The 13160-nt window shown below is 37.7% G+C and carries 9 protein-coding genes; 2 read left to right on the top strand and 7 right to left on the bottom strand.

Going from position 1 to position 13160, the window contains the following annotated elements; all coding sequences use genetic code 11:
- Positions 1–4 precede the first annotated feature (4 nt).
- From DVR12_RS02975 to DVR12_RS02950, 6 genes are all read right to left on the bottom strand, one after another.
- A complete protein-coding gene (locus tag DVR12_RS02975; protein WP_116973956.1) occupies positions 5–934 on the bottom strand; it encodes an ABC transporter ATP-binding protein in 930 nt (309 codons plus the stop codon).
- A 131-nt stretch (positions 935–1065) separates the two neighbouring features.
- The gene (locus DVR12_RS02970; protein WP_116973955.1) at positions 1066–1995 is read right to left on the bottom strand and encodes a zinc-binding metallopeptidase; all 930 of its coding nucleotides are present in this window, start codon (positions 1993–1995) and stop codon (positions 1066–1068) included.
- Positions 1996–2021: 26 nt separating this feature from the next.
- Positions 2022–3446, bottom strand: a complete 1425-nt coding sequence (locus DVR12_RS02965) for a RagB/SusD family nutrient uptake outer membrane protein (protein WP_116973954.1) — start codon at positions 3444–3446, stop codon at positions 2022–2024.
- Positions 3447–3456: 10 nt separating this feature from the next.
- Positions 3457–7128: a SusC/RagA family TonB-linked outer membrane protein gene (locus tag DVR12_RS02960; protein ID WP_116973953.1), complete on the bottom strand. Its 3672-nt coding sequence runs from the start codon at positions 7126–7128 to the stop codon at positions 3457–3459.
- Positions 7129–7319: 191 nt separating this feature from the next.
- Positions 7320–8531: a FecR family protein gene (locus tag DVR12_RS02955; RefSeq protein WP_116973952.1), complete on the bottom strand. Its 1212-nt coding sequence runs from the start codon at positions 8529–8531 to the stop codon at positions 7320–7322.
- A gap of 97 nt (positions 8532–8628) precedes the next feature.
- Entirely contained in the window at positions 8629–9222 is a 594-nt protein-coding gene (locus DVR12_RS02950; protein ID WP_116973951.1) for an RNA polymerase sigma factor, read from the bottom strand.
- Between the two features lie 554 nt (positions 9223–9776).
- On the opposite strand from DVR12_RS02950, the gene DVR12_RS02945 reads away from it, so the two are divergent.
- Positions 9777–10337 (top strand): TraM recognition domain-containing protein, encoded by a 561-nt coding sequence (locus DVR12_RS02945; protein WP_116973950.1) that lies wholly within the window; start codon positions 9777–9779, stop codon positions 10335–10337.
- A gap of 144 nt (positions 10338–10481) precedes the next feature.
- On the opposite strand, the gene DVR12_RS02940 is transcribed toward DVR12_RS02945, so the two are convergent.
- A complete protein-coding gene (locus DVR12_RS02940) occupies positions 10482–11645 on the bottom strand; it encodes a PIN domain-containing protein (RefSeq protein WP_116973949.1) in 1164 nt (387 codons plus the stop codon).
- Between the two features lie 125 nt (positions 11646–11770).
- Here DVR12_RS02940 and DVR12_RS02935 point away from each other — a divergent pair, with 125 nt between their 5' ends.
- The gene (locus DVR12_RS02935; RefSeq protein WP_116973948.1) at positions 11771–12745 is read left to right on the top strand and encodes an HNH endonuclease; all 975 of its coding nucleotides are present in this window, start codon (positions 11771–11773) and stop codon (positions 12743–12745) included.
- Positions 12746–13160: the final 415 nt, after the last annotated feature.

Raw genomic sequence — 13160 nt, 5'->3', positions numbered from 1 at the left:
TTCTTTATTTGGTATTTTTTTTAGACAACCTGGCAAAAACTGCGTCCAGAGAACTTTTTTCAATTATTAGCTCTGTCATTCCCCAGGATCTGTTAACACTCGTTTCAGCTACTCCCTGAGCTGTTTTCTTTTCTCCATCATATCCAAGCCTAAAACGATATTGCGACAATTCCTCAAATGACCTGACACCTGGAATCTTTAGTAATTCTTCTTTTGCAGGTGGTATTTCCAGTTGAACTATTAATGAATTGGGCTCAATGTAATTATCAAACATTTCCAATGTTCCTGAAAATACCATTTGCCCTTCTTCAATCATTTTGATCTCTTTACAGGTTGCCTGTACTTCAGTGAGTATATGTGTTGACAACAGAACAGACCTATCAATTGCTATCTCCTTAATCAGGTTCCTTACTTCTACAATCTGATTTGGATCAAGACCATTCGTTGGCTCATCCAGGACGACGAACCTCGGGTTATGCACGATTGCCTGAGCGATTCCAACCCGCTGCTGATAACCACCAGAAAGATTGCGGAGTAAACGCTCCCGAAAGTGAGCGACACCACACCTTTCCAGTACATCCTGCACAGCCTTTTTCATCTGGGATTTCTCTACCATCCGTAAATCAGCGCAATAGGTAAGGTACTCTTCAACTGTAAAATCCAGGTATAGCGGTAACTTCTGTGGCATAAAGCCAATATTACGTTTCGCTTCTACGGGGTGGTCTTTCAGGTTGATCCCATTAATAAATACCTCTCCTTTTGATTGCTTTAATACCCCACAAATGATATTCATAGTGGTAGATTTTCCGGCACCATTAGAACCCAACAAACCCACTACTCCCTGGTTGTGGATTTCAAAATTTATGTCTCTTACTGCCCACTGGGAAGCATAACGATGAGACAAATCTTCAACTTTTACAATGGCGTTTTCCATTCATTACGGATTGTTTAGTAAATAAAATTCCAGGCATAAGCAGTTGCTTACGCAAATATTACGTTCAATTAAAATTCGTCGTGTAGAAACCTTTCGCCGGGGACTGGCCCCGGGCGAAAGGAGATTAGAGATTAATAGGTTGCATTCGCAATTGCACGAACATCAATATTGTATTTCGTTTTGTAATAATTAACTAACAGATCGAACTTCTGTTTAATAAGAGGATAGGTAAGATAAGGAGCCATCTGAGCATCCGTTCTTTGGGTAATGTTGGTAATAAAACTATTGGCATCATTAGTTTTGGCCGTTCCCCATGCATAAGAGCTATAATACCATTCCAGTGCATTACCAAATGTTGGATCATAACTGCTTGGTAGAAATCCTCTGGTTCGGTAAGCTATCATATTAGCTGGTAAGGACAACGGGGTTACCGGAGCTGCCGTGGAAGTATAATTGCTAATCGCATAAAATTCAGATGGAATATCCAGGATATTATTAGCAATATAATAACTCCACATGGCAGAAGTCACGATAATCTTTTTAGCGACTTTCTGAGCCGGCGTCATTGTACGGAGATCACTATTCATGCCTGGGAAAACAACAGCCTTGCCTACTATCTTATAATCAAAATACAAGTAAGTATATTCAGGTGGGAAATTTGGTCTGTATTGCCGGATCACATCTGCCATAAATACTCTATAAGGAATCCCCTTCCCCTTTTTGAAATCTTCTGGTAAAAACTTCAACCAAACATCGTCCAGAAATTGCAGCATATCACTTGTATAAATAGGATCACCAAGTACCGCTGTATCCAACTTCGAATTACCACTACCAGTAGATTGCACCCATTCATAGTCTTTCTGTGTAAAATTATACAGAAAGTAAGAACCATACTTATCATAGAGTTGCTGAATCCGCGCATTTGCTGCATCGGGGGCATTCCCCTGTGGCAAAACATAATCAGGCTTTATCGATACAGGTGCCCCGATTTCAGTTTCCTTTTTTGAACAGGAGAATAAAAATATAGTGAAGATGAAACTAATGAAAGATATATGTTTCATATAATGATGGTATTGTGTGTTAGTAATTAGTGTCCAACTCTATCGGCCATAGTTCCGGAAGGATTTTGTTTCAGCCCAGGATTTCTAAGCAATAGACTGTTTGGAAATGGCAATGTATACATAGGATCTTTTTCTGCCAATGTATACTGCAAAATCGCTTCTCCAACTTCATTCTGATATCGATGAGTAATAGCAGGCATACCATAGCGGCGCAGGTCAAACCAGCGAAATCCTTCCATGTATAATTCCTTTCGGCGTTCAGTGCGAACCGCTAATAATAAATTCGTTTTATCATTGATACTTTCGTCCTGATATCCTATTATACGATTACGACGCAAATCATTTAGATCCCTTCCTGCCTCAGCAAGATTTCCCAATTGCACATTTGCTTCCGCCCTGTTTAACAACGCTTCTGCTGTACGTACAGCTTCTGTTACAAATGACCCTAACGTAACGAATTTTGTAATGATAGGTGAGCCTCCAGAAATAGCGAAACCATACTTTCCGCGTATATCATTTACATCAAACATGGATCTAAACTGAACAGAAGGAATATACTCAGCAGTACCTCCTCCTTGCGCATTTCCGCCATACATCCATTCTATTTCAGCATTATTGTAGCTAATGTAGTTGCCTGTCGTTAGCCCTGTCAAATCAGTCAATATTCCACCCTGGTCAAATACCTTATTTGATTCGTTTATACAATCCTGCCATTTTTCCATAAAAAGATATACTCTTGATAAAAGAATATGAATTGCAGGTTGATTGATGTGAAAATCTCTACGTATTATAGGTAAAGGGTCCATCAGGGTAGCCGCAGTTTTAAGATCTTTTAGTATTTGTTCATAAACTTCCTTCACAGTTGATTGCTGCATATTGTCAATCACAATATTGGAGTTTAGTTTCAATGGTACAGCAAGTGCATCTGGACTACTATTATATGGAGCACCATACATATTTACCAAACGGAAATAGTAGAAAGAACGTAGTGCCAATGCTTCTCCTTTTACCCTGTCTTTTTCCTGTTGGCTGCCAATAGATCCGTCAATATTATCCAGGACAGCATTACAACCTTTTATCAATTCATAAAAGCGGTAATACGCAGTTGTGGATGGATCTGCGTTAATCACTTCTCCTAATCCATTTGTCTCAAATAATCTTGGCTGCCAGGTATAGTAATAAAAGTATCTTTTAGCACCTGAACTCCCAACATAAGTTTGTCCATTGCCTGAATCCCAATCAATATTAAAATCTACATCATCATCCATGAGTGTAAGAAAGTTCATGGGCTCTTCCTTTTGCATATAACCAGAACCCATCAATAATTCACGGAAATCATTTGCAGTTTTGGGAATCACTTCACTTTGCGATTGTTCTTGCAGAAATTTCTTGCAACTGCTAAATCCAAGCAGCACGCAAAGAGATATTAATATTAATAATTTATACTTCATGCGATTAGTATTAGAAGGTCGTATTAAAGGATAATGAAGTCACCTTGCGGGCTGGCCATCCATTTGTTTCTGGATCATATCCTCCCCATGCTTTATCGAATGTGACGAGAAACGGATTAGTCATGCTAAGCGTAGTACTCAGACTTTTCAGATGCACTCTTTTCAACACTGCAGTTGTAAACTGGTAGCCCAATGCCACCTGACGGCAACGAATAAAATCAGCATTAGCTACCATAATATCCGATTGATTATATAGCTGATAAGCTGATATCGCCACTGGTGTCATTCTTGGAACAAGAACATTTATCCTATTTGGATTTCCTGGCGGAACTGCTGGAATATTTGTGTATTGCTCATCACCAGGTTTCTTCCAACGGTCCATCAATAACTTAGGTGCATTTTGTTCTGGTGTTGGAGCTCCGGCAGTACCATAAAATACCGGAAGCCTTTTTTGGTTACCGAATGCCATTGCTAGTTGCGTACTCAGTGAAATCCCTTTATATCTTACTATGGTACTGAATCCTCCTGAAAAATCGGGTTCAAGTTTTCCTGATTTAACCAGATAGTCCAGATCATTAGACGTAGGTTTAATATCCATATTCTTAAACTTAGGTACACCATTGGTATTATTTAGACCTGCAAAGGCATAGGAATAAAAAGTAGAATATGCCTGCCCGTTAACAATAGCACTTCCACTCAGGTAGTCGTCTATAGTATTTATTCTTTGGTTTTGTTCCAGCTTATTTCTGGCAAGACCAGTATTTACAGACAATTGCCACATGAAATCCTTGGTCTTAATCGGCACTACACTAACGATCATATCATATCCTGTATTTTCCATGAGCGAGCCAAAAATCGTAGTTGAATTCATCCCATTTTCGATCAGTACTTGCCTTGATGCCAGAATGTTGCTGGTTTTCCTATACCAATTCACACTGGCATTCAGACGCCCATTCAGGAAAGATAAATCCATACCTAAATTCCAGGTTCTTGTTTTCTCCCAGCCCAAATCTGGGTAAGGCAAAGATTTAATATTAAGAATGTATTGATTAAATAGTCCACTCAGCCCACCATCTGTAGCAATTAAATAAGGAGAAACCGCTTCAACTGCATTACCCTGATAACCATAGCTTGCAGACAGGTCAAATGCATTCAACCATTTCTGGGAACTTAAAAATTGTTCATTAGCCGCACGCCATTTTGCACCTACTGACCAGGTAGGCTGGAATTGCTTATTTTTATCCTGTCCGAACCTATTGGACGCGTCCAGTCTGGCGTTGAAGTTTAAAATATAACGCTGATTAAAACCATAAACCGCGGTAAAGTATTCACTCAGGGTATTGCTGCGAAGATTTACGATACCTGAGTTAATACGCATCCTATCATACAGATTATTTTGTGTGCTTACACCGTTTACTACAGGATTCAAAGGAACCGGTGCATAGGTTTCCCCACGATAACGTAGATAACCGTAACGCGTATCATTATTACCTTGCATTAGTGCTGATTGTGCTTCAATTCCACCTTGAACGGTTACACTATGTTTGGAAGCAAATAAGCGATTATATACGAGGCTATTTCTCCAGGTGTATGCTGTATTATTAGCGTTCTGGTGTTGTACAAGTCCTCCAAAAGGCAAACGGCTAGCCTGCTCCTGCACAGAATTGGAGATTACCGATCCAAATTCGTATCCTCTTGTCTGAGTAGCATAGAAGGATAATTCTGTGGCATAGGATTTAACACTGCTAGTAGCAAGATTATAAGAAAACAGCCCCTGATACTGGAGATATTTAGACAACTGTAGGTTTGCATCCACAGTAGATGCCAATGTTGTATTTATGTTTCTGTTTCCTGTATTATTTAGCTCGTTTTGGATATTATAACGGTAGCGATTATTGCTGGTAAAAACAGTACTTGCCTCTCCTGTCTTGTCGTGATAAAACAGCGTACCATCATCGTTATACATAGGAATTGTTCTGGCAGTACCATAGGCATAACCAAAGGGATCAACTCCGTAGGCGAATCCGTTTGTTTCTCGTCTGCTTGCATTCAGAGAGACATTTATTGTTAAGCGACTACCAAATCGAAGCACAGTATTAGTAGATGCAGAAAAAGTTTTCAGGTCATTTCCTTTTGCTTCGCCATTCTGTTGTTGCAAATTGAAGGATGCCCGGGTACTGATCTTATCACTACCACCAGAAAGGCTAAGACTATGATTCTGACTAAATGGATTACGGAATAGCAAAGCAAACCAGTCGGTATTCTGATTCTCCAGTTTTCTATAACGCTGAATATATGTAGCATAATCAATTTCCTTTTGTTGCAATTGTTGTATAAGACCAGCATAACCTATCGGCAAGACTTCAGCATTGTAACTATCACGCGCCTCATAAACTTCCTTTGAGAACTGCATCAATTGCTGCGAATTCATCAGATTAAAGTTACTATATGAAGGTCGCTGCCCAATAGAAAGGTTTGTATTATATGATACAGATAAATCTCCAGCCCGTGCTTTTTTTGTGGTGAGTACAATTACTCCATTTGCAGCTTGTGAACCATAGATAGCAGTAGCCGATGCATCTTTCAGTACCGTAATCGTTTCAATATCATTTGGATTTAGCCAGGATATAGCATTAGAAGCAATTAATCTTAACTCTCCCATATCATTGCCCAATGTGCCACTACTAGAGGGTATAGGTAAAGGATCTCTCTGAATTACACCATCTACTACCCAAACTGGTTCCTGGTTACCCAGGATAGTGGAGGTACCTCTGATTCGAATCTTGGGAGTAGAACCAACTTGACCAGACTGCGTCATTACTGACATGCCGGGTACAACACCTTGTAACATCTGATCAATGCTGGTTTCACCTGCCACTTTAATATCGTCTGCTTTTACAGAATAAACAGCACCAACGTAATTCTTTTTGTTCACGTTCATATATCCGGTTATCACTACATCCCCCATATCATAGCCTCTCTTCTTTAGTGTAATATTCAACACCAGATTATTGCCTGGCTGTGCCATGATAAGTTCTGCCTGGTTAGGATTCAAAGTATAGGCTGAAAAACCTCTATCTGTTTTTCGGGTGCCAATTTCCATTGGCTCATAACCTAACATCGACAGTTGTAACACTGTATTTTCTGGTAGCTGATTAAAGTAAAATGTACCTGTAGCAGAAGTTACAGTTCCGGTTACTGTATTTTTAATACGTACGGAAACACCAGGCAACAATTCACCTTCTATAGAACGTATCACTCCACTAATAGAAGTGGGAGCTTCTGTAACACTAGCTGCAGTTGTAGATGTAGAAGATTTTCCGGAAACAATGATCACCTTATCTTCTATGGCAAATTTTAAAGGTCGGTCTTGTAATAGCACTGCTAAAAATTCCTTTAAAGGCATGTTTTTAACCGAGACTGATGCCGGAGCTGCAGCCTTGAGAAGGGAACCATCACAGAAAAACAGATAACCTGTTTGTTTTTCTACCTCAGTAAAAACTTGCTTTAAGGGAATATCTCTTCCTGAGAAAGTCACTGATTGTGCAAGACAACTTGCAGAAATTTGTAGTAAGCCGACAAGCGTAAAGAAAATGAAAGTTAGCCTTTTACTGAAGGTTAAGGCGGAAATGCGACAGTTGCTCCCACGAGCATACCGATCACAAATAGCAATTTTTTGCATACATTTGCGTTGATTGGTTGATAAAATATGAAGTCCTAGTCGACTGAATTCATTCAACATTTCAAACTTCTGCCAGGGATCTTACACATCCCTGGCTCTGTTTTAGGATTGTTGGCTGATTTTTGAGATATAAATAGTTTAAAAATCATTTACTATTTTCATTGGCATACTTGATTTATCCTATTATATGCTTACTCTATAATTAATACTTTTCCTTCAAGCCTGGTTTTGATTCCCATTTCATCCAAAATTCTTAAAACTTGCGACAGATGCAGGTTACGTGGTAACTTCCCTTGAAACTCACGTTCTGGAATTGTTCCTTCATACCTAACAGTGATATCATACCATCTTTCCAATTGTTTCACCATTTCTCCAAGCGTAGCTCCCTCGAAATTAAACAGTCCATTCTTCCATGCTACTGCTCTATCAACATTCGCATTATTGATAACAGTAATTGCAGCGGATAAATTCTGATTAATATTAGCTTGTTGGCCCGGCTGTAGTATTACACCATTATTCCTTGATCCATTGAGCTCTTTCATGGAATGTACACGCACTCTCCCTTCTAGCAAAGTTGTGCTCAACAGTTGCTCATTTTCATAACCATTCACGTTAAAATGTGTTCCTAAGACTTCTATTACGGCTTTATCATTCACAATAACTTTAAAAGGCAATTTCTCATTTTGGGCCACCTCGAAATATGCTTCACCTGTTAGTTCTACTTTTCTTTCATGTCCGGTAAATCCTGTAGGGAAACGCAATGCACTGGCGGCATTCAGCCACACCTTTGTACCATCTGGAAGCACAACATTAAATTGCCTGCCATTAGGTGTTGATATAACATTGTATACCACATCACTACTTGACTTACCGACTAACGAATACGCCAGTTCGTCATTATTTAATTGAACCTGTGCTCCGTTTTGAGTAGCTACAACCCCGTTGCCCATACTATCCAACACTACCTGCGAACCATCCGCCAACGTAAGCACCGCGCCATTTTTACCCGGCGCTATATCAACTCCCAATGGTGCTAAATGATATGGCTGATTACCTGTAATTTTTGTTGTCAACTGATAAATACCAATACTTACTATGAGTACAATGGCTGCTGCCACCCATCCCCATTTTCGTATGTAACGTAAATTCCCCCTTCCAGAATCAACTGTCTTTTCTTCCTTGACTGCTTCATATTCATGAATAGCCTTCATTATCAGAGACGTTTTGACATAATCATAAGGCTGATTATCAGATTGAACATATCTGGCTTCCAACGCGTCAATAAGGTCTGGCAACAGGTCTTCATCCTTTAGCTGCTCGTAAAGCTGCTGGATATCCTGTTCAGATTCATTTGCATTGAACCATCGCTCCAGTAATTCGGCGTATTTATTTCCAGTATTCATATAATCTTCTATTATAAGAACAAAAAAAAAAGAAAAAAGGGGATAGTGTTTTCAAAAAAATAATTCAAATTTTATAAATCCTTTACCGGTGAGGCTTTTAGGAATTATAGAATACTAAGGCTATCAGTAGACAGAATTCGGGGTGAGACTCTATATATTTAACAATTGCTGCAGCAGCGAACTGGAGGTATTTCTTGACGGTTTCCCTTGTCAAATGTAGTTCAGCAGCGATTTCGTGGTATTTTTTCCTTTCATGTCTGGCCATTACCCATACCTTCTTTTGTTGCGGAGGTAAGTTTTCTACAGCTACATCAAATAAACGCCATTTCCATGTATCATTATCTTCAGCTTCTCTATCTATAGTAGCATCGGGTGATTCTGCCAACCACTGAGAGTGGTACATTTTAGTTTTTATCGTTTTTTTCAGGGCGTTAATAGCCAGATTCCGGCTAATTGTAAAGAGATATGCTTTAAAATTGGACACGAACACAAGACCTTCCCGGGTTTGCCATATCTTTAAAAAAGTGTCTTGAACAAGTTCGTCGGCCACAAAGCTGTCTCGGGTTAATTTTACAATAAAATCATGTAAATGGCCACCATATTGGCGAATGACTATTTCAAAAGCCTTTTCATCCCCCTCTGCTACCAGCGAAAGCAGATCCTTTTCCTCATATGAATGATTGAATAACAAATACTATCCGGTTCTAAACGACTATTACAATTTGATTAAAAAGATGCATATCGAAACAATTTAGTTTTCTGAAAAGAAAACTCATAACCCGATATTTAAAAATTAAAATTTGGCAAATAAGGATTTAGACATGGCTACAAACTAACGTAAAAAAATTATAAGATGGAAGCTTTATCGCTAATAAATTTATTTTATCAGGTGCTTATTATGTTAAATAATAGTAATACATAAATATTACATTATTTTATAATAAATAAAATATCTAATCCGGTCTACAAAAATCCAATTCAGGAAAATTAATCTTACTTCTTCAAATAAGGCAGTGCGATTCAATAATCAAGGCATCAACTTTTGTGCTGCTTTTAAATTATTGATCCTTACATAATATATTACCAGATCTTCCTTTAGATCCAGGCTTTACTCTAAGAAAGTTTTTTCACGAGTAACAATAAGCCATGTCGACTTAGTCAGTTTGCCCAATGGTACATTTTTGCATTATTTGGAATAAACTCTACCTTGTGGCTGCAACTCACTAGCCCCACAAGTGCAATCCAGTGAGTAGATCCAAAGCTCTTTTAACAACACATTCAACTACTACCCTTGTCATCCAAAACCTCGATCAGGTAAAAAAGGACTATTCCAGAGAGATGGCAGATGTACTCATGAACCTATGTGGTAATGTAATCTGTGGGCAGGTTGCCGGTGATACCGCTAGGCAAATGAGTGACCGGGTAGGCAGGATTATGCAGGACCGTGCCAGTACCACCATTAACAGCTCAGATACCTCTGTTAACTATTCTCAGCAACTGGATATGGCTATACTTCCCAGCGTTATTAGTAACCTTTCCTCCGGTGAATTCGTGGGTATAGTAGCCGATGACCCTGGGCAGGAGATACCGCAAAAGGTCTTTCACTGTAAGGTAACGAAAGACCCCAGAAAAGCTGATCAGGAAAGAAAACTTCAAAAGGAGTTGCCTGTTATCAGGAATTTAGAAAATGGAGTGGTGTATAAAAACTTTATGCAGATAAAAGATGATGTTACCGATTTTGTGGATGCTGAGATCAGCAGGATTATGAATGATCCTACAAAGGCATACCTACTAGTTAAAAGGTAATTCTTCAATATTGAATGGTAATTTAATCATAACTGAAATTATGACTAAAAAAAATGCAATTTAAGCCAGAAGGTAGTTTTTAGCTCTTTTCTCTTTATCATTACCACTTTATTAAAAGCGGAGGGTCTTGGACGACTAAAGCAATCACACATTTTTTCTAGGAAGGACAATAGAACTATTGTATTGATTATTGCCTTCATATATAACTACTTTTTGAAATAGCATACCACAATTTTCACAGTCAATGGTTTCTTCGTGTGAAAGTTCCTCTGTACAAATAATTTCACCACAACTGCATTTTATATGGTAGGCAGAACACCATTCGCAAAATCCAGCTTGAATCTGAACAGAATGTGCAACCATACTGTCAAGATCTGTAAAAGGCAATTCAAGTTGATTTGGATCAATATTCGAAACATCATATGTAATTTCAAAACCAGGCCCAAAGTGAATGTTATTTAGCCCTTCATTCTCCTCATCAGGGGTACAGATTAAACATGCTGCGGTATTTCTATTCGCCTCTTCTTCCATTTTCATTTCCCATTCATACATCTCTCGTTCTAATCTTAGCATTTCGGCCTCATCCAACAAATGCTGGTCGACCTCTCTTAATGCATATGGTAAACTCCTGGAATATTTCATCCCAACCTTGTCCAGAAGAGGCTTCAAATCTGGATGAATTTCATTTTTATTAGTTGGGGATGCAAAATCAGTGGTATTTGCACTTATGAAATAAGCCTTAGGATATTCTTTTGCTTCACTCCATGTAACAGTAGCCTTTGAATTAATATACTCCAATGCTCCAAAAAGAATGGCAGCATCAGCAGAGCTATTTTTCTTATTTCCAATGAATGGAGCTTTCTTACCTATTGCCCAATCTGTTACATCAGCTTTTACATCTCTCGAAATAGGGTACTTTTCAGAGGAATTCAATAGAGCCTCAACTCTCGCTATATGAAGTTCATTTTTTTCTATATCGTCATCGAATTTATCCTCAATCGATTTAAGAATAATATCAATTTCCGCTGAAGATTTAGGATATTCTGTTTTCATCTTCTTAAACTCATTTAGTTTAGATTCTTTTGCTTTCTTAAGAGTTTTAATCAGTTCTTCAGCAGTATTTCTATTCCGCTTCCACTCTGCCTCAATAATGTCATTTATAAGTATTACTATATCTCCTTGTTGTATAATATTACTGAGCTTATCAAGCAATAGAAAATGATTTCCCTCTTGAAAGTTTTCTGTCGATGGGTCTTTACTATTTGCCAAATAAATCCACTGATTAGTATCTGGAATTAAGTATATCATATATGCTAGAATCTTTTTTATCACCTACAAAAAACTACTTTTTTAGCATATAAAAAAATATTACTTTCTAATTAAATATCAATTCTCTGTAAGAATTACATCTATTATAAAAAGAGGTCAAAAAAATGAAACATTGTTACAATTGTGGAATATTACTAACTGATAGCAACAAGTCTTTTGAGCATATTATCAATAATTGCATTGGAGGAAAATTAAAATCGGATTTGTTACTATGTAGCAAATGCAATTCAGATTTTGGAAATTCAATCGATGTCGCTTTGGAGAAACAGCTAAGGGCATATGGTTTTCTGCTGAACATTCCTCTTGATCGCAATGAATATAGAGGTAGAATAAAATTAATGTCTCAATCAGGACAAATAAAGTATGTTGGACCAGGGCTTGTTCCACATGACCAAATAAAAATATCAGAAAAAGAAAAAAATATTGCTCATTTTTTTGTAGAGCCAACAATCTATAATAAAATGATTCAGAAAAAAATAAGAGAAATAAAAGAAAAATACAAGGTCGAATATAAAGAATCGATTGTAGAACCAACTAAAGAAAAATATTATATCGTTTCAGATGAAGAGGATCAAATTGGTGATCTCTGGATTGGTGGAAAAGATTGTGACCGTTCGATTGTAAAAATATGCCTCAACTATTATTTACATAGAGGATACCCCGATTGCTATTGTGTAAATGCAAAAAATTTTGTCAGTGGCATTAGTAATAACAAAATTGCCTTCTATTATTACCCCACGAACGAAATAATACATCAACTTGGCCCTGACGAGGTTTCACATATTATACACATTAGAGGATCTAGGGAGATTGGCGTACTATATGCCTATATTGAATTGTTTAACATGCGTAACATGATAGTGTTTTTTGATTTGAATTACAATGGCGATGATATCATTGATACTTACTGCCATGATGTAATCAAAAGTGAGGATCTAAATAAGAGTATTAACCTCCGACTTCTGAAACACCATCTCGAATCCTTACCATATGATTCTGCTAAAATGGTAATAAGGCAAGATCTTCGGCATGAACGCTTAATGAGTATTATTCAAAACCGGCAGCTTACAAAACGTTGAATTTTTAAAATGGAAGAAAGAAATAGCCTAACATCTTTTAATTAGTTTGCAAAAGATAAAAAATCAACTCCTTTTGGCATTATTTGATACAATTTCTATCTTGCGGCAAAATCACTGAATACCCCTGGGAGTAATCCCGTGAGTAGATTCGAAGCTCTTTTAATAACACATTGAGATCAAATAATTTACGATATCAGGGCGTCGTATTGTCGTCCCGACTTTTAGCCGATTTTTTTTGTAATGAAAAATTACGAAATAGGCCGAAAATCCCGTCTCTACTAAGTAGAGACAGGATTTTTCATTTTTCCTGCATATCAATTTATTTCATCGAATTTCAATGTATTGGCCGAGTAATGTAGTGAGTAAGTATTTGAGTAACTTTATTACTCCTTTACACTTCTTTACAAATAATAAG

Origin of the sequence: Chitinophaga silvatica (genome assembly GCF_003419895.1) — a bacterium.
GTDB lineage: Bacteria > Bacteroidota > Bacteroidia > Chitinophagales > Chitinophagaceae > Chitinophaga > Chitinophaga silvatica.
The sequence above is the reverse complement of the archived record's forward strand: the minus strand, read 5'-3'. Positions and strand labels throughout refer to the sequence as shown.